22 protein-coding genes are annotated in these 17,599 nt (G+C 40.3%); 6 read left to right on the top strand and 16 right to left on the bottom strand.

All coding sequences use genetic code 11. The features are described 5' to 3' along the window. Positions 1-13: 13 nt before the first annotated feature. From folA to FBF75_RS14180, 11 genes are all read right to left on the bottom strand, one after another. Positions 14-502 carry a type 3 dihydrofolate reductase gene (gene folA, locus FBF75_RS14230; RefSeq protein WP_019743261.1) on the bottom strand — a complete coding sequence of 163 codons (489 nt, stop codon included), beginning with the start codon at positions 500-502 and terminating at the stop codon, positions 14-16. After that, the gene (locus tag FBF75_RS14225) at positions 499-1,293 is read right to left on the bottom strand and encodes a thymidylate synthase (protein WP_008346390.1); all 795 of its coding nucleotides are present in this window, start codon (positions 1,291-1,293) and stop codon (positions 499-501) included. Before FBF75_RS14225 ends, folA begins: the two co-directional genes overlap by 4 nt. Positions 1,294-1,406: 113 nt before the next feature. Then, positions 1,407-1,934: a phosphatidylglycerophosphatase A family protein gene (locus FBF75_RS14220; RefSeq protein WP_008346387.1), complete on the bottom strand. Its 528-nt coding sequence runs from the start codon at positions 1,932-1,934 to the stop codon at positions 1,407-1,409. An 18-nt stretch (positions 1,935-1,952) separates the two neighbouring features. Next, positions 1,953-2,570 carry a YpjP family protein gene (locus FBF75_RS14215; protein ID WP_024718552.1) on the bottom strand — a complete coding sequence of 206 codons (618 nt, stop codon included), beginning with the start codon at positions 2,568-2,570 and terminating at the stop codon, positions 1,953-1,955. A gap of 266 nt (positions 2,571-2,836) precedes the next feature. After that, positions 2,837-3,634: a class I SAM-dependent methyltransferase gene (locus FBF75_RS14210; RefSeq protein WP_099496570.1), complete on the bottom strand. Its 798-nt coding sequence runs from the start codon at positions 3,632-3,634 to the stop codon at positions 2,837-2,839. 66 nt (positions 3,635-3,700) lie between these two features. Beyond that, complete coding sequence (locus tag FBF75_RS14205; protein ID WP_017359703.1) at positions 3,701-4,135, bottom strand: BrxA/BrxB family bacilliredoxin; 435 nt, start codon at positions 4,133-4,135, stop codon at positions 3,701-3,703. An 81-nt stretch (positions 4,136-4,216) separates the two neighbouring features. Continuing rightward, positions 4,217-5,893, bottom strand: coding sequence for a dihydroxy-acid dehydratase (gene ilvD, locus FBF75_RS14200; RefSeq protein ID WP_007500822.1), 1,677 nt, complete (start codon positions 5,891-5,893; stop codon positions 4,217-4,219). Positions 5,894-6,202: 309 nt separating this feature from the next. Next, positions 6,203-7,342 (bottom strand): conserved virulence factor C family protein, encoded by a 1,140-nt coding sequence (locus FBF75_RS14195; protein ID WP_017359705.1) that lies wholly within the window; start codon positions 7,340-7,342, stop codon positions 6,203-6,205. 30 nt (positions 7,343-7,372) lie between these two features. Continuing rightward, complete coding sequence (locus tag FBF75_RS14190) at positions 7,373-7,996, bottom strand: HD domain-containing protein (protein WP_017359706.1); 624 nt, start codon at positions 7,994-7,996, stop codon at positions 7,373-7,375. A 2-nt stretch (positions 7,997-7,998) separates the two neighbouring features. Beyond that, the gene (locus FBF75_RS14185; protein WP_007500827.1) at positions 7,999-8,481 is read right to left on the bottom strand and encodes a glutathione peroxidase; all 483 of its coding nucleotides are present in this window, start codon (positions 8,479-8,481) and stop codon (positions 7,999-8,001) included. A 74-nt stretch (positions 8,482-8,555) separates the two neighbouring features. Continuing rightward, positions 8,556-10,238 (bottom strand): formate--tetrahydrofolate ligase, encoded by a 1,683-nt coding sequence (locus FBF75_RS14180; RefSeq protein ID WP_099496572.1) that lies wholly within the window; start codon positions 10,236-10,238, stop codon positions 8,556-8,558. 138 nt (positions 10,239-10,376) lie between these two features. Here FBF75_RS14180 and metA point away from each other — a divergent pair, with 138 nt between their 5' ends. Both metA and FBF75_RS14170 read left to right on the top strand, forming a co-directional pair. Then, positions 10,377-11,285 (top strand): homoserine O-acetyltransferase MetA, encoded by a 909-nt coding sequence (gene metA / locus FBF75_RS14175; protein ID WP_008346374.1) that lies wholly within the window; start codon positions 10,377-10,379, stop codon positions 11,283-11,285. Between the two features lie 228 nt (positions 11,286-11,513). Next, on the top strand, positions 11,514-12,665 hold the full coding sequence (locus FBF75_RS14170) for a diglucosyl diacylglycerol synthase (RefSeq protein ID WP_017359708.1): 1,152 nt from the start codon (positions 11,514-11,516) through the stop codon (positions 12,663-12,665). Between the two features lie 35 nt (positions 12,666-12,700). On the opposite strand, the gene FBF75_RS14165 is transcribed toward FBF75_RS14170, so the two are convergent. Beyond that, positions 12,701-13,402, bottom strand: coding sequence for an AIM24 family protein (locus FBF75_RS14165; protein ID WP_017359709.1), 702 nt, complete (start codon positions 13,400-13,402; stop codon positions 12,701-12,703). Between the two features lie 267 nt (positions 13,403-13,669). Here FBF75_RS14165 and cspD point away from each other — a divergent pair, with 267 nt between their 5' ends. Continuing rightward, positions 13,670-13,870, top strand: a complete 201-nt coding sequence (gene cspD, locus FBF75_RS14160; RefSeq protein ID WP_003215784.1) for a cold-shock protein CspD — start codon at positions 13,670-13,672, stop codon at positions 13,868-13,870. Positions 13,871-13,921: 51 nt separating this feature from the next. Here cspD and FBF75_RS14155 read toward each other — a convergent pair whose 3' ends face one another. The 3 genes from FBF75_RS14155 to FBF75_RS14145 all read right to left on the bottom strand — a co-directional run bounded on the left by FBF75_RS14155 (position 13,922) and on the right by FBF75_RS14145 (position 15,131). Then, positions 13,922-14,104 carry a hypothetical protein gene (locus FBF75_RS14155; protein ID WP_008346368.1) on the bottom strand — a complete coding sequence of 61 codons (183 nt, stop codon included), beginning with the start codon at positions 14,102-14,104 and terminating at the stop codon, positions 13,922-13,924. A gap of 171 nt (positions 14,105-14,275) precedes the next feature. After that, positions 14,276-14,458 carry a zinc-finger domain-containing protein gene (locus FBF75_RS14150; protein WP_008346366.1) on the bottom strand — a complete coding sequence of 61 codons (183 nt, stop codon included), beginning with the start codon at positions 14,456-14,458 and terminating at the stop codon, positions 14,276-14,278. A 1-nt stretch (position 14,459) separates the two neighbouring features. Next, entirely contained in the window at positions 14,460-15,131 is a 672-nt protein-coding gene (locus FBF75_RS14145) for a ribonuclease H family protein (RefSeq protein WP_050827315.1), read from the bottom strand. A gap of 94 nt (positions 15,132-15,225) precedes the next feature. On the opposite strand from FBF75_RS14145, the gene FBF75_RS14140 reads away from it, so the two are divergent. From FBF75_RS14140 to FBF75_RS14130, 3 genes are read left to right on the top strand one after another with little or no spacing between them, the layout of a single operon-like run. Further along, complete coding sequence (locus FBF75_RS14140; protein WP_007500834.1) at positions 15,226-15,915, top strand: queuosine precursor transporter; 690 nt, start codon at positions 15,226-15,228, stop codon at positions 15,913-15,915. 1 nt (position 15,916) lies between these two features. Continuing rightward, positions 15,917-16,312 (top strand): reverse transcriptase-like protein, encoded by a 396-nt coding sequence (locus tag FBF75_RS14135; protein WP_017359712.1) that lies wholly within the window; start codon positions 15,917-15,919, stop codon positions 16,310-16,312. Between the two features lie 43 nt (positions 16,313-16,355). After that, positions 16,356-16,481, top strand: coding sequence for a hypothetical protein (locus FBF75_RS14130; protein ID WP_008346357.1), 126 nt, complete (start codon positions 16,356-16,358; stop codon positions 16,479-16,481). Between the two features lie 37 nt (positions 16,482-16,518). Here FBF75_RS14130 and FBF75_RS14125 read toward each other — a convergent pair whose 3' ends face one another. Further along, positions 16,519-17,406, bottom strand: a complete 888-nt coding sequence (locus FBF75_RS14125; RefSeq protein WP_116307035.1) for a 5'-3' exonuclease — start codon at positions 17,404-17,406, stop codon at positions 16,519-16,521. Positions 17,407-17,599 lie beyond the last annotated feature (193 nt).

Here is a 17,599-nt window from a genome sequence, read left to right as displayed (position 1 = left end):
TCCTCCTACTCACTTATCCTTCTTTTCTGTCATAGACGACAAATTCATAATTGTAGGGGTTCTTTTCGTCACGATGGCCTTTTTCACGTGATACAACCGTCCAATGATCTTCATCGTAATAAGGGAAGAAACGGTCGCCTTCAAATGAATGATGAATGTGCGTGATATATAGACGATCTGCGTATGGCATCATTTCCTCATACAGCTTAGACCCGCCAATGATCAATAATTCTTCCTCGTTCTTCGCAATGGTTAAAATATCATCGATTGAATGGACTACCTCGCATCCTTCAGCTTGAAAAGAAGAACTTGTGGTCAACACGATATTCCGGCGGTTAGGCAGTGCTCGTCCAATTGATTCAAACGTTTTTCTACCCATGACAATGGCATGACCACTTGTGACTTTTTTAAAATACGCTAAATCAGCGGGTAAATGCCAAGGCATTTGATTATCTTTGCCAATGACTCTGTCTTTTCCTGTCGCCACTATCATGGAAATCATACACTGACTTCTCCTTTAATATGCGGATGTGGATCATAGTTCTCGAGCACAAAATCATCAAACGTAAAATCAAAAATACTTTTGACATCTCTAGTGATGCGAAGCTGCGGAAGTGTGCGCTCCTCACGCTCTAACTGCATTTTGACCTGCGGAAGATGATTTTGATAAATATGAGCATCTCCTAGCGTATGAATAAACTCTCCTGGCTCAAGGTTTGTCACTTTGGCAATCATCATCGTTAGAAGTGCATACGAAGCAATATTAAAAGGCACACCTAAAAAGATATCTGCCGAACGTTGATAGAGCTGGCACGATAATTTACCGTTTGATACGTAAAATTGAAACAAGCAATGACAAGGAGGCAGCGCCATCTGATCAATCTCTCCTGGATTCCACGCACTGACAATCAATCTTCTCGAATTAGGATGATTCTCAATATCATGGATCAGTCTGCTGATCTGATCTACTGTCTCTCCGTCTCCGCTCGCCCATGATCTCCACTGCGCACCATACACACGCCCTAGCTCTCCATTTTCATCTGCCCATTCATTCCAAATACGGACACCATTTTCTTGAAGATATTTGACATTTGTATCACCTTTTAAAAACCACAGTAACTCATGAATGATTGATTTCAGGTGTAATTTCTTTGTTGTTAATAAAGGAAACCCTTCCTGTAAATCAAATCTCATTTGGTAACCGAACGTGCTGATAGTGCCTGTTCCTGTTCTGTCACCTTTTTCATCCCCGTGCTGTAATACATGACGGCATAACTCTTTGTATTGTTTCATTTTTTTCATCCTTTATTTATGTTCTTGTTGTAGTTTACCTTATTTCTGCTTTTGTTGAAACCAATTGAAACCAAAAAAACATGTCTGCATGATGAGCAGACATGTTTTTCTTTTTATGCTTGATTCACTCGATCCTGCTCTTCGTCCTTAATATCTTGGTGAGAGTGAGCTATGCGGCTTGCTGCTGCTGCGGCAAGCGCAGCGACAAGGTCATCAAGGAAGGTGTGCACTTCACCAGGACGACCTTCATCTAATTCTCTAATAATACCAAATTTCTCTTTGTCTAGATAACCGAAGTTGGTCAAACCGATTGATCCATATACATTGACAATGGAAAGCGGAATAATCTCATCAATTCCATATAGCGGTTCATCTGTTTCAACTAAATGCTGCAAAGGTTCTGGCAAAAGCTTTTTTTCTGCCAGCTGATCAAGAGCAAGTCCTGTCAAAACTGCGTGGACAATTTCCCTTTTATTCAGCACTTTTTCAACATTTTCAATGCAGACACTAAGTGGAAGATTTGGGTTGTATTTCTCTTGGAGTTTCAGCACAATATGTGCAATATCTTCTATTTTCACTCCACGCTCGTTTAACATCTGTTTTGTAATGCGAACCATTTCGTTCATTGTATACTTTTTCAATTGGCATGACATCTCCTTCTAGTGGCTCATCCAGCTCGGCGGGGTGTTTTTATCCCAGTAAATATTACCGAGTTCATGATGCGTCTGGAATCCATCTTCTGCTGTATGGTAGTGAAAGTTAAACCAATATCCGCTGTGAGGCGGCTGATCTCTCCTGACATGAAAACGAAGCAAATCTTCTCCAGTCTTTCTATTATAAATGTGGAAGATTTTTTCCCCATTTCCGCTTGAAGGCTGATCAGTTAAAACAACATCTTGAAATTTTTCGTCATCTTTGAAATTTGTTAAAAAGTCGGTTAACACTTGTTCAATTTTGGGTTGAATCTCTTCTCTATACTCGTCCTCAATGACAGGTGTGATTTTACGACCAAATTTGAGAAAGGATTGGTTTTCTGCACTTGATAGAACCTCTTGCTTATATTGCTCAAAGGGGTCTACCCGCTCTTTGTTGTCTTCTTGCGATAATTCCCAGCTGCGCGTATCATCTGATGTATCATAAACTGCTGTATAAGGTGATTTATCAGATGAAGAAAGTTCAGATGGCTTGTCTGTCATCAAAGCCGATGGAGGAGAGATTAAACCAAAAGTCGCAATCGTAAAGAGTGCAACAAGCGTTTTTCTCATCCACATTTTCATGATATCTAATTCCTTCCATAAGTTATCATACTGCTATTCTAGCATATAATGAATTTTCAGTCATTCAATTTGGTCATTGAGTTGAGACTTTCTTTTTCATGATAAAACGTTTACAATGACAGTAACGACGACTAAAATTTGGGAGGAATGGATATGCTTGAAGGGTTTTTCATCACAGCTTCCTTGCTGACGTTATTTTATTTTGTCTATATGGAGATCACCGATTAAAAGCCCTGAAATAGGGCTTTTTTTATTGTTAAGAGTGATTAAAGTTTTGTTGATTTGTCTTCTTCTATTGAGATATATCCGTAATGGAATTGGGCGGTTTTACGTTTCATCACCTGAAATTGATAGGAATCAGTGGTAAATCGTGTGCTTTTCCAATGATCTTTTAAAACCACTCTTTTTCTAGCCACTCTCATTGCTTCTTTCACAGCGGTTTCATGGTCAAAATGATGCTCAGCTGCATGACGAAGCGGCATCATACTAGCAGACTCTTGTATGGTTTCTTCAAACATTGGATCAAAATAGACGATATCATAGGATCGATCAGGGAGCTTCTTTAACTGCTCAATACTATCCCCGCTGATGACAGATATCCGTTTCATCGCCTCGTCTGCCTCTCTCACACCCGTTTCCCATGTGCTGAGTCCTTCTCGAACAAGCAATGCCGTCATCGGATTTTTTTCAATGCCTGCCACTTCTCCATTGGCGCCTGTAGCGCAGCTTGCGGTAATCGCATCTGATCCTAAGCCAAGCGTACAATCTAAAAAGGAATCGCCCGGCTTTAATTGTGCTGCTTCTATTAATGGATCTTTTTCACCACGAAGGACCCGCTTCACCCTAAACATCGCTGAGCTTGGATGGAAAAAGAACTTTTCACCATTTGGCTGATACCATTCAAATCGTTCTTTCCCAACAACGAGTACATCCCCCCGCTTAATCGCAAGCTGTTTGACAGATTGTTTACGCCGCTCGATATACTCACCATGCAAGTCCTTTGCGAGGGCCTTTGCCGTTTCAATTGTTTGTTCATTTGCTCTAAAGCTTGTTGTAATGAGCATGTCGTTCCTCCATCATAATCAAGAAAAAATGCCCTGATTGGATCACAGGACATTTCAACACTTGTATTAGCAATGTTTTTCAAATGCAGATAAGACGTTCTTCATAATATCTTCCATTTCATGACCTTCAATTTCGTCACGCGGGATAAAATGAACGAGTTCATTTCCTTTTAAAAGTGCCATAGACGGAGAAGATGGCTCCTCACCTGTGAAGTATTCTCTCATTTTAGCCGTAGCTTCCCGGTCCTGACCAGCAAAGACCGTCACAATTCGATCTGGTGCTTTTTCTGCTTTCATGACAGCTTGAGTAGCAGCAGGGCGTGCTAAACCGGCAGCACATCCGCATACGGAATTGACGACAACAAATGTTGTTCCTTCTGCTTCCTGCATCGTTTTTTCTACTTCTTCTTCAGTCGTCAATTCTTGAAACCCTGCACTTGTCAGTTCTTGGCGCATTGGTACGACGAGCTGACGCATATATTCTTCATATGCCATTGACATATAAAAGCCCCCTCTATAATCCTTATGTTGTGAATAAAGGATACTATAGAGAGAGCCAATTTTCAAATGTTCAATTTCAGATTAAATTTTCATGATTCCGCCTGTATTGGCTGATGTCACAAGTTTTGAGTATCTGGCAAGGTAACCTGTTTTTACTTTTGGCTCAAAGCCTTTCCAGTTTGCTTTTCTTTTTTCCCATTCTTCTTCCGGGACATCTACGCTTAAAATGCGTTTTTCGATATCGACAACGACATGATCACCATTTTCAACAAAGGCAAGCGGGCCGCCTTCTGCTGCCTCTGGAGAGACGTGTCCAATAGACAATCCGCGAGAAGCACCGGAGAATCGGCCGTCTGTAATTAAAGCAACCTTTGGACCAAGTCCCATTCCGACAATTTGTGAAGTTGGTGCAAGCATTTCAGGCATGCCTGGACCGCCTTTAGGTCCTTCATAACGAATAATGACAACATGTCCTGCTTCTACTTTTCGATTAATGATTCCTTCAAGTGCTTCCTCTTGGGATTCAAATACGATCGCAGGTCCTTCATGGCGCGTGATGCCGTCTTGTACACCGCCTGTTTTAATGATCGCTCCATCTGGCGCAAGGTTTCCAAATAAAACGGCTAAGCCGCCCTTTTCAGTAAATGGCTTGTCAATTGGATAAATGACGTTATAATCTTTTACCTCATGCCCTGCAATGTTCTCGCCTAACGTTTTCGCTGTGACGGTCATGGTATCTAAATGAAGAGCCCCCTCTTTTTTGGACAATTCATTTAGTGCAGCGGTCACTCCGCCAGCTTCATGTAAATCTTCAATATATACATCTGAAGCTGGAGCGAGTTTCGATAAATGCGGCACTCGTTCTGCTACTTCATTAATACGCTCAAGTGAATATTCAACGCCCGCTTCGTTTGCAATCGCCAATGTATGAAGAACTGTATTGGTTGAACCACCAAGTGCCATATCTAAAGCAAATGCGTTATCGATCGCTTTTTCCGTGACAATATCACGTGGTTTAATGTCTTTTTTGATCAGCTCCATCAATTGTTTTGCTGACTTCTTCGCAAATTCTCTTCGTTCTGGTGAAGTCGCCAAAATGGTTCCATTTCCAGGAAGAGCAATCCCAAGCGCCTCTGCTAGACAGTTCATTGAATTTGCTGTAAACATACCAGAGCAAGATCCGCATGTTGGACAGCCAAACTGCTCTAATTCGTTTAATTCCTCTTCATTAATTTTCCCTGATTGGTATGCCCCTACGCCTTCAAAGACAGAAGAAAGAGAAATTTTCCTGCCATCACTTGTTCTCCCAGCTTCCATCGGTCCACCACTGACAAATACAGTTGGGATATTCACACGCATGGCAGCCATCATCATACCTGGCGTGATTTTATCACAGTTAGGAATACAAACCATGCCATCAAACCAGTGTGCAGACACCACGGTCTCTACTGAATCAGCAATGATTTCACGGCTTGGCAATGAATATCTCATCCCAATATGCCCCATCGCAATTCCATCATCTACCCCAATTGTATTGAATTCAAATGGAACACCGCCAGCTTCACGAATGGCTTCTTTCACAATTTTTCCGAATTCCTGAAGATGGACATGCCCTGGGACAATATCAATATAGGAATTACATACGGCAATAAACGGCTTGCCAAAATCCTCATCTTTTACCCCAGCTGCTCTTAATAAGCTTCGGTGAGGTGCTCTGTCAATTCCTTGTTTAATCATATTACTGCGAAGTTCTGCCATCTGTTTAAAAAGCCTCCTATACTACTAGTCTTGTTGACTGTATGATTTTGAGTTGATTTTATTTTACAAATTTTCTGTTTATTTAGCCACCTATAATAGATAGTGACTTATTTCTCTGCTGAAGCAAGTGCTCAGCAAGGATTGTGTCATAAAATCTGACCTCCAATATTCTATATTGGTACTACTATATAGAGTTTTTTCTCATATTTCAACAATATTCAAAATAATTTTTCTGAAAAAATTTTTCTGCCAATAAAAAAGCCCTTTTCAGAAAACAAGCTGCCTTTTATTGGCAGCTGTCTCATCGTCTTATGATTCTGATGCATTTTTTCTACTTTCTGTCATTTGCTTCCACACAGAGCCTTTTGCTTCTTCTCCGTGCTCAATTCGTTCGATGGCCATTTTCACTTGAAGACTGACTTCAAATTCAGGGTCCTGCTCCGCTTCTTTTAAAGCTTCGAGTGCTGTTTCGTCACCTTCTTCATAAAGGAACATGGCCGCACGCCAGCGGACAAGCTTACTTGGGTCCTTTAAGGCTGCGATCATCGCTTCAATCGCACTAGAATCACCAAGATCTGAAATACAATCTCCAGCAGTTCTTCTAACCGTCACTGTTTTATCTTCAAGCCCTTTATATAAAATAGGCAAAATGGCTGGATCTTCAATCATGCCAGCATTCACAACAGCTTGTCTGCGAATCGATGTTTTTGGATCCTCCATCGCTTTCATTAAAACAGGTATATCTTTTTTCTCTGGCTGCATTTGCTCTAAATGAGCAAAACGTTTCTTCCAATCTTCATCGCGCAGCATCTCTTCTGTCACATCATATGCTTTTCGGTTCACTTGTTTATCTACAGCCTCTTGACCTTCCTTCACTGCCTCTGTTAAACGGGATAAACGCTCGTCGTCATATGCAGCTTGCAGCTCTTCTGTGACTTCTTGACCGATATCAGCAAATTCTCCAAAACGTACGCCATGTTCTTTCCACACACGTTCAAATACAACATTATCTGAACTGCTTCTTAGCTTTAAAATCGCTGCCTGGAAACGTTCAGGCATTCCAAATCGTTCTTCTCTTTCACCGTCTGTCAGCTTGACCTGCATCGGAATCCCATTAAACATTTGAACATGCACTTTGACTTCTCCAAATGTGTCATCACCTGACTGCGATTCTCCCTGAAGACCTTCTGTTTCTTGTCCAAAGGCTTCTCTGACTTGCTGTAAAATACCTTGCCAATCAAATTTCGCATTACGCTCAACCGCTAAGAAATCGGCTACATGGTAAACACCTTTTACACCTTCAATGGTTAAAATTCGCTTGATCATCTCTGGCGCTTCGTCTTTTTGATCTTTTTTGTAGTTATTGCTTTTACCGCCTGCAAGCGCTTCTGTCAAAATGACTTTCATTGTATTCGGGCTTGGCGTTGGTTCTATGGCAGTTATTTTCATCTATACATCCTCCTTACACACATAAAGACCCTACTCATCTGTAAGGCCGCATTCTTCTTTCCATGTCTTGATAAATAGACACATAAACTCATGCCGCTCATGAGCCAGCTGCTTTCCAGCACGTGTGTTCATCAAGTCTTTTAATTGAAGCAGCTTTTCTTGCATATGCACAAGTACTGTGCCTTGGTGAGCACCCTCTGTATAGTGAGGCTCCCCTTTTGCACCTGCATATGTAAACACCCTTGCAATCCCAGTTGCACCTATCGCATCTAGCCGATCTGCATCTTGAACAATGGCCCCTTCTAATGTCACTGGCTGATGCTGCATATGCCGGTGACGAAAAGACATCGTTGTAATAATATCCATGATATAGCGAATATCTCGCGTGTCCACTTCCCACAAAAGGAGCTGCTGCTTGAGATCATGCGGTGAAAGCTTCCATTCACTAGACAGCTTGTCATCAATGACATCATGGACAATCGCTGCCATTTCAATGACAAAAAGCGACCCGCCCTCCTGTTGTGCAATATGGACGGCAAGCTGGCGCACACGATTGATATGAGCTTCATCGTGTCCAGTCGGTTCATTCTTTAGCTGTTTTGAAACAAAGGAGGCAGCTGCCTCCAATTGTTCTTGCTGCTTGTTCGAATACATGCTTATTTCTCCAAAAGAGCGATAATGGAGCTTTCTAATTCTTTTGGTGGTGTTTTAGGAGAAAATCGTTCAGTCACTTCTCCGTTTTGGTCAACGATAAATTTTGTAAAATTCCATTTCACCGTTTTTGTACCAAGCACACCTTTCGCATGACTCGTTAAGTATTTGAAAAGCGGATGCGCATTGTCACCATTGACATCTACTTTTGCAAACATCGGGAAGGTCACACCATAGTTTAACGAACAGAATTCTTGAATTGCTTCTTCCCCTTCTGGCTCTTGATTCATAAATTGATTGCACGGAAATCCTAAAATTTCAAGGCCCTTTTCATGATATTGATCGTATAACTCTTGTAATTGTTTAAATTGAGGGGTCAGTCCACATTTGCTCGCTGTGTTCACGATGATCAGTACTTTCCCTTTGTAATCTGCCATTGATTTTTCCTGACCGTTAATGGTCTTGACCTGAATATCATAAATTGACATCTCATAGCCTCCTAGGATTCACTTTTTCCTATCGTAACATGCTTCTTTTAGAAAATCGCTTTTTATGCTTTCTGCTAAAAGAGTCCAGTCACACTGCCGTCTTCTAATAAATCCATCTCAAGTGCCGCAGGTTTTTTAGGGAGACCTGGCATGGTCAGAATGCTTCCTGTTAGTGCAACGATAAAACCTGCTCCTACAGATGGTTTTAACTCTCGAATCGTAACGGTGAAGCCTTTTGGTCTGCCGATTAAAGCCGGATCATCCGATAGTGAATATTGCGTTTTTGCCATACAAACCGGCAAATGGGCCCAGCCATTTTTCTCAATTGCAGCTAGCTGCTTTCTTGCTTTTGATGTAAGGTTGACGCCGTCTGCACCATAAACCACTTTGGCGACTTTTGACAACTTTTCTTCAATGGAATCTTGCTCCTCATATAAATAAGAAAAGCTGTTTTCATTCTTTTCAATGAGTGTCGTGAGCTCTTCGGCAAGTGCTACGCCGCCAGCTCCCCCTTCTTCCCATACATTGACCGCTTTGACTGGATGTCCATTCGTTTCGCACCAGTTTTCTATTGCTTGAATTTCTTCTTTTGTATCGGTAATAAAACGGTTCACTGCAACGATATATGGTAGACCGAAGGCTTGCACTGTTTCAATATGCTTCTCTAAATTATGTATACCTTCTAATACAGCCTGTGCATTTGCTTCCTTGAGCTCTGTTTTCTGCATTCCGCCATGCATTTTTAGCGCCCTGACAGTTGCGACAATGACAACAGCGCCTGGTTTAAAATCACCGGCTCTTGTTTTGATGTGAAGAAATTTTTCCGCGCCGAGGTCTGCACCAAATCCCGCTTCTGTTACGACGTAATCTGCTAGTTTTGCCGCCATTTTTGTGGCAATTAAACTATTGCATCCATGTGCAATATTGGCAAAAGGACCACCATGAACAAGGGCTGGAGTTCCTTCAATCGTTTGAACAAGGTTTGGTTTCAGCGCATCTTTTAAAAGCAAGGTCAATACGCCTTCATATCCTAGATTTCCAACTGTGACCGGTTCACCTTCTTGATTGTAGGCAACAACAATAGAAGAAAGACGTTTTTTTAGATCGTTTAAGTCGTCTGCTAAACAGAGGATGGCCATCATTTCGGATGCAACCGTAATATCAAATCCATCTTCTCTAGGGTACCCATTTAATTGACCGCCAAGTCCTACGACCACTTGTCTTAGAGCACGATCGTTTAAATCTAACACTCGTTTCCATACAATTCGGCGTGCGTCGATCCCAAGCTCATTTCCGTGATGGATATGATTATCAATAAAAGCAGCTAAAGCGTTATGTGCAGATGTAATCGCATGAAAATCCCCTGTGAAATGAAGATTGATTTCTTCCATAGGCAACACCTGTGAATATCCGCCGCCAGCTGCACCGCCTTTAATACCCATTGTGGGACCTAGTGAAGGTTCACGCATGGCAATAATCGCTTTTTTCCCAATTTTCTCGAAGGCTTGACCGAGGCCAACTGTTACGGTGGACTTCCCCTCACCTGCTGGCGTTGGGTTGATCGAAGTCACAAGAATCACATTTCCTTCTTTTTGTTCCTTTAAACGGTCAAAAATAGTCAAAGATATTTTCGCTTTTGTGAAACCATAGCATTCTAATTCTTCGTCATGTATTTGTAATTTTGCTGCGATGTCTTGAATCGGTCTCAGCTTTGCCTTTTGGGCAATGTCAATATCTGATAAATGCTTTGTGATCATGATTAATGGCCTCCTTTTTTGACAGAAACAGCTTTCTTTTTTGCTCTATTTTTCATTGTAACATAATTGAAACATTGAAATATCGCCAGAAAGTTCCTATAATGAAGTGAAATTAGCTTTGGTTCAGGGGGTGGCGAGTTGCCTATTAACATACCAGTTCATCTGCCGGCAAAACAAATACTAGAGAGCGAAAACATTTTCGTCATGGATGAGACAAGGGCATTCAAACAAGATATCCGTCCTTTGAATATCGTGATCTTAAACTTAATGCCAAAAAAAATACAAACTGAAACGCAGCTGTTGAGAATGCTCGGAAATTCTCCTTTGCAAGTGTATTTTACATTTTTGATTCCAAGTACACATACACCGAAGAATACATCGAGAGAGCATCTAGATGAATTTTATACGACCTTTGACTCGATTCGCCATAAAAAATTTGATGGCATGATCATTACAGGTGCACCAATTGAGCATTTAGCTTTCGAAGAAGTTTCCTATTGGAAAGAACTGCAGGACATTTTGGACTGGAGTAAAACGAATGTGACGTCTACTCTCCATATATGCTGGGGGGCACAGGCTGGTCTTTATCATCATTATGGCATTGAAAAAATCAAGCTTCCAGAGAAAAAATTCGGTGTTTTTGAGCATCTTGTCAAAGAGAAAAAAGAAAGATTAGTAAGAGGTTTCGATGAAGTATACTATGTCCCACATTCTAGGCATACAGATATTAATACAGAACAATTAAAAAACACGCCGAATCTAAAAGTATTGAGCACGTCTGAGGAAGCTGGTGTTTGTTTAATTGTTTCAGATGATGATAAACAAGTATTTTTAACTGGACATCCTGAATACGATACAGATACATTGAAGCAGGAATATGAAAGAGATTTGTTGAAACATGATACAGTCAAAAAACCCGTCCACTATTTCATAGAAGATGGAGACACATTAGTTCCAGTGAACCGCTGGAAAGCCCATGCTACTTTGCTGTTTATGAATTGGCTTAATTACTATGTTTATCAAGAAACACCATATGTGTGGGAATAAAATAGACTGTAGTCTGATGATAAATGCTTAAAATGTGTTAAAATACAAATGGCTCTGTCTTCCATTATCAATTTAGTCTGTTTGTTTTTTAAAATTAGTTTAATTCTTTCGTAACGAATGATATGCTCTCGCTGTTTATATGTTATCTTTATGTATATGTAGACCTATGAGATTTATAGTTTTCGTACGAAGTTTTGTTGTTGTTGATTACATTTGAGGTGAATATTCTTGAATACCAATAAAAAAATATTAATCTTGACCGCAAATTATGGAAATGGACATATGCAGGTTGCAAAAACACTGTATGATGAATGCAAATCCCAAGGGTTTGAACATGTGATAGTTTCTAATTTGTATCAAGAATCAAATCCCATTGTGTCTGAAGTGACTCAATATTTATATTTAAAGAGCTTCTCCATTGGGAAACAATTTTATCGCTTGTTTTATTACGGTGTAGATAAAATTTACAATAAACGCAAATTTAACATTTATTTAAAGATGGGAAATAAGCGTCTTGATGAATTAATTCAATTACACAATCCGGATATCATCATCATTACATTCCCGATGATTGTTGTACCTGAATACCGAAACAAAACAGGTAAAGTCATTCCAACATTTAATGTGATGACAGACTTTTGTCTTCATAAAATTTGGGTACATGAAAACATTGACCGATACTATGTTGCAACCGAGTATGTGAAACAAAAGCTAGTAGAAATCGGCACACATCCAAGCGATGTCAAGGTAACAGGCATTCCGATTAGACCACAATTTGAAGTAGACGTGCCTAAATCGATCATCTATAAAAAATATGGATTATCATCAGACAAAAAAGTCCTTCTCATTATGGCGGGTGCCCATGGTGTACTAAAAAATGTGAAGGAACTGTGTGAAGCACTACTTCTTGACAGTGAAGTACAAATTGTTGTTGTGTGCGGTAAGAATGCAGCGCTGAAGCAATCGCTTAGCGAACTTGAACAAGCACACCCAAATCAATTGAAGGCGCTTGGATATGTGGAACAAATTGATGAATTGTTCAGAGTAACGGACTGTATGATTACAAAACCGGGCGGAATTACATTAACAGAAGCAACAGCAATTGGTGTCCCAGTTATTCTTTACAAACCTGTTCCAGGACAAGAAAAAGAAAATGCTCTTTTCTTTGAAGATTACGGCGCTGCCATTGTCATCAACAGACACGAAGACATTTTAGAATCTGTCACCAACTTGCTGCAAGACGAAGAAAAATTAGAATCCATGAAACAAAACATCAAAAAATTACACTTAAAACAGTCTTCTCAAACCATTTTAGAAGATATCGTCGAACAATCAGATCTGATCATGAGCAACAAATCGTATGCTCAAGCATTATCATAAAAAGGTGTCCGTCATTGACGGACACCTTTTTTCTTTTAACCTTGATTTCCATTCGTTGTATATACTTCTTCAAACGGCTGAACAACAACAAAGCCACTTCCGCTAAACTTCATTTGAATGGACTCTCCGCTTCCCCTGCCAATAAACGTTTTGAACGATACATCTGTCACAAATTCAGTCTGCAAATCTCCTGACCATGCGACCGTCGCATTCGGATCTGTATAAACAGAATCACCTGGCTGAACAATCAGCGTCAGCGGTTCGTAATGACTTGTGATTGCCACAAGACCTGGTCCTTCAAGTTTGACATTAAATAATCCACCTGCAAGCATGCCAGATACCTTTTTCATTAATTTAATATCCCACCGAACTGACGGTTCAAATGCCAGCAGGTCGTTTCCATTAACGAAAATAGACTCCCCTTGAGCCAATCGAAGAATCGAGATTTTTTTCCCTTGGTCTGCTACATATAATTTCCCATCACCTGTGGCCTTCATCAAAGAGGTTCCTTCTCCTGATAACATTTTTTTGAACATCTTTGACACACCGTGTTCAAATACACCTTCACGTTCAAACTTTATTTTCCCGCGATACGAAACCATGGAGCCTGTCTTTGCCCAAATGGTATCTGTTAAATTAATTTCTAACAATCTTGATGTTTCAAGTTCGAAGACCCCTTCCCCTTTGTCTTCTTGCTGCGTATTCTGAACAAACTCCTCAATTGTGTAACGATTCATGACGCACCTCTTTCTGTATTTTTACTATATACGGACAAGTTATACATTAGGTTTCATGAGATTAGGACGTTTTATAGATAAATGTCATTCACTAAAAAAACAAAAAAATCAAACATTCTGCTCAAAATTTGGCTTGCCTGCTTGACGCTTTACTTTTGATGGTGTATAGTGGAACCATCATTTAACAACTGCTTAAGTCGTTAGGTGATGAAAAATTTTTTTTAGTATGCCAAAAGGTGTGCTACAGTACTAGGAGGAAAAAGCAATATGCAAAACGGTAAAGTAAAATGGTTCAATAATGAAAAAGGTTTCGGCTTCATTGAAGTTGAAGGCGGAGACGACGTATTCGTTCACTTCACAGCTATCGAAGGTGACGGTTACAAATCTCTAGAAGAAGGACAAGAAGTTTCTTTTGAAATCGTTGAAGGTAATCGTGGACCTCAAGCTGCAAACGTAACAAAAATCTAATCAACTCAATCAATGATGAAACGACAAAATAAAGAGAGGCGTATGCCTCTCTTATTTGATTTTCAGCTGAATTTCAATCGCTAAAATATTTTGCTTTAATCTTTGTTCAATTTCAGAGATATCTTTTTCGAGAAAAGGTCTTCCCTTCTTTGCTACATCTACCAGTTGCTCTAGATCACTGTACACCTCTTGAAATGTCCGATGTAATACCGTTTCAAAATCCTTATTATCCATGCCGGCCTTCCCCTTTTCCTCTATTATCCGTCACTTAGTCAAAAAGTAACTCAACCAAAACTTTCTATAGTTATATCGGCTCATTTTTCAGAATATGTTCTTTTTTTACACATTCTATTCGTTTTTTTTCGTGAGCGTATGATACATCTAGAGGAAAACCGGAGTGTACGCTTATTTTTTGAGTAATTCATTCCCGTATTGTTTGATCTTCTCTCCTACCGTGCATTGCTGTATACAAAAGGAGTGCGCGTATTTTTTGCCAAATTCTTTGCGAAAGTGCTTCTTAATCAAGCAATCTGAACAATACGTGTCTTGAAGATCTGTTAATTCTTTTACTGCTGTTTTTTTATCCACTTTATTCAGCTCCGTCTGCTTCTAATTTCAACTTACTTTCGATGGGGACGTCTGCAAGTATCTGTCTGGCAAGCTGATCTGCTTCTGCATTTTGTTTACGATCGATGACTTCATATGTTGGCGTGAGCTTCAGCTCTTTGATCGCAGCCTCAATTCGGTCGAGCCATTTGTTATGTATATCATCATAACAAGGCCATTCCCCTTTGAGCTGATTCATCACAACAAGAGAATCTCCTCTAATCGTAACAGAGTTTCTGCTGGCTCCCAGTTCTTTTAAAGCTTTTACCGCTTCAAATAAAGCCGCATACTCTGCCTCATTGTTCGTGGTGCTCTGAAAAGGCTGATTCTTCCTTAATCGGTATGCATCCTGTCCGAGCTGATAATACACGACAATTCCAAGCCCAGCATCACCTGTTTCTTTGCGAAAACTCGCATCAAAATAGACCTGAAGCTGATCGGGTTCAAGCCTAAGTTCTTCGTTTAGCTTTTCAAGTTCTTTCGTCGACCACATCGCACCCTTTTCATCTTCAAATGATAGAAGTGACTGCGGTTCTTTTTTGTCTATATGTTTTGCTAAAAGCAAGGCCTCTTTGAGCTCCATCCAATCTTCTTGGAAAAAAGCAATGGACCCAATCGTTTTCACTTTCATTGTATAGTGCGCTCTTAGTTTCATTGATCACATCGCCTTCCCATACTTTTAAGGTAAACGTTCGTTATGCTATAATCAAAAAGTTACATTTTACATTTAGAAAGGAAGTTCATGTCACTTGTTTAATGAAGGTATTTGGATCTTATTTGCGATCATTAATTTTATCATTGTTCTTCTATTTTATAAAGGATTTGGCAAGATGGGGCTTTTCGTCTGGATTGGTTTTGCAACAGTTGCTGCCAATTTACAAGTGGTCAAAACCGTTGAATTATTTGGCTTAACAGCAACACTTGGCAACATTTTATATGGCAGTGTGTTCTTTGCAACGGACGTCCTCAATGAAAAATATGGACAAACCGAAGCGAAAAAAGCTGTCTGGATTGGCTTTGCCACCCTTTTAACATTAACTGTTGTCATGCAGGAGGCTTTGCTTTTCCATCCCGCTCCATCTGACATTTCCCAATCATCATTAGAAACGATATTTGGCTTTATGCCAAGGGTCGCTCTTGGTAGTCTTGCTGCTTATATCATCAGTCAAATGTTAGATGTTTATGTATATTCGTTTATTCGCCGGATATTTCCTTCAGATGGTGCGCTCTGGCTGCGAAATGCGGGGAGTACAATGATTAGCCAGCTACTTGATACACTCGTTTTCACAACCATTGCCTTTCTTGGGACCTACCCATTCCATATATGGATCGAAATTTTCATCACGACTTATGTGATTAAATTTATCGTCGCTGCCATTGGCACACCTTATGCCTATGCGGCGAAAAAAATGGTTCCGATTGATGAAAGGGGGAAATAAATTGCCAGCTGAAATATATATTGACGGTGCTAGTGCCGGAAACCCAGGTCCATCTGGCATCGGCATATTCTTGAAATATGACGGAAAAGCTGAGTCTTTCTCCATTCCTCTTGGCATCATGAGCAATCATGAAGCAGAGTTTTCCGCGCTCATTGAAGGCATGAAAATTTGCGTAGAAAAAGGATTACGGACCGTTTCATTCCGCACTGATTCACAAGTAGTGGATCGTGCAGCCAATGCAGGATTTGCTAAAAATCCATCTTTTCGTCATTTTATCGAAGAAATGCTGCAGCTTCAAAGCGAATTTGATTTATTTTTCATTAAGTGGATTCCGAGCAAGGAAAATCAAGTGGCTGATCAGCTCGCTAGAAAAGCGATTCACCTTTCAAAAGGATGAATCGCTTTTCTTTTGGTTATGCTAATGTGTGAGGTGATACGAATTGGATAAAGAGAACAGAGGCCGTGTCACAAACGGAACGACTCCTCAAGGTGATGCGCAAACAAAGGATAAACAGCCAATATCGCAATTAGAAAATAAGGCGAAAAAAAGCAACACAAAGGGCTAAAATGAACTTGATTTTAGTCCTTTCTTTTTTTCTAACCTTAACTGATTCCTAATTGACTTAAGCGGTTAACCATTGGTTCGATCCCTTTGATTTGATGCAAGCGAAGCATTGCCGCTGCCCGCTCTGGGTCCATTTTTATTTTTGTTTCGTCAATCGGACAGCTGAGTGGTACATCACATTTAATTTCTGCCAGTATACGAGAAAGCTTCAGATCTTCTAATCCTGCTTGCATTTTCTTTTGCTGAGCTGCCGTTAATGCATGAAGATTTTCTAACAGTCGATCAATCGTTTCATACGTTTGAATAAATTTCAATGCTGTTTTTTCGCCGATTCCTTTTACACCAGGGTAATTATCGCTAGTATCACCCATCAGCGCTTTCATATCAATCAGCGCCTTTGGAGAAATGCCCATTTCCTCTTCAAAAAGGGCTTTTGTATAATGTTTATAATTCCCGATGCCTTTTTGCATTAAAGCCACGTTCACTTGTTCATTCAAGATCTGCAGCAAATCTTTATCTCCTGTTAAGACGGTCACATGTGCTTCGTTTTGATAGATTGATGCAAGCGTTCCAATACAATCATCTGCTTCAAAACCTGTCACACCAATGTTCATGATCCCCAGTTCTGCTGTCGCCTCTTTTGCTAAATCAAACTGCGGGATAAGCTCAACAGGCGCCTCGCCTCGATTGGCTTTATAATCTTGAAACAATTCGTTCCGGTATGTCTGGCTTCCCATATCCCAGCAGCAAACGATATGAGTCGGCTCAAATGTTTGGACAGCTGTTAACAAATGCTTCAAATAACCATTCACTCCATTTGTCGGCACACCACGATCATTTATCATAAAATTGCGATGGACAGCCGTCGCATAAAACGACCTAAAAAGAAGTGCCATGCCATCTACAAGTAAGACGTGTTTATTCATTCATCTAAACTCCCTTTTTATAAACAATACTCCTATTCTATCATAGAACATCGAAACGAACATAAAAAAGGCGCCTTCTTCTTTTGATAAAGAAGAGGCAGCCCGATTATTTTTTACCATATTGCATTTTTTTCGTTTCCGCTTCTGCGTAGGATGGCATGCCTTTTTCCTTCGGCATGCGCTCCTCCTGCTG

The sequence above is a fragment of the Bacillus sp. S2(2019) genome (assembly GCF_005144805.1).
GTDB lineage: Bacteria > Bacillota > Bacilli > Bacillales > Bacillaceae > Bacillus > Bacillus altitudinis.
The sequence above is the reverse complement of the archived record's forward strand: the minus strand, read 5'-3'. Positions and strand labels throughout refer to the sequence as shown.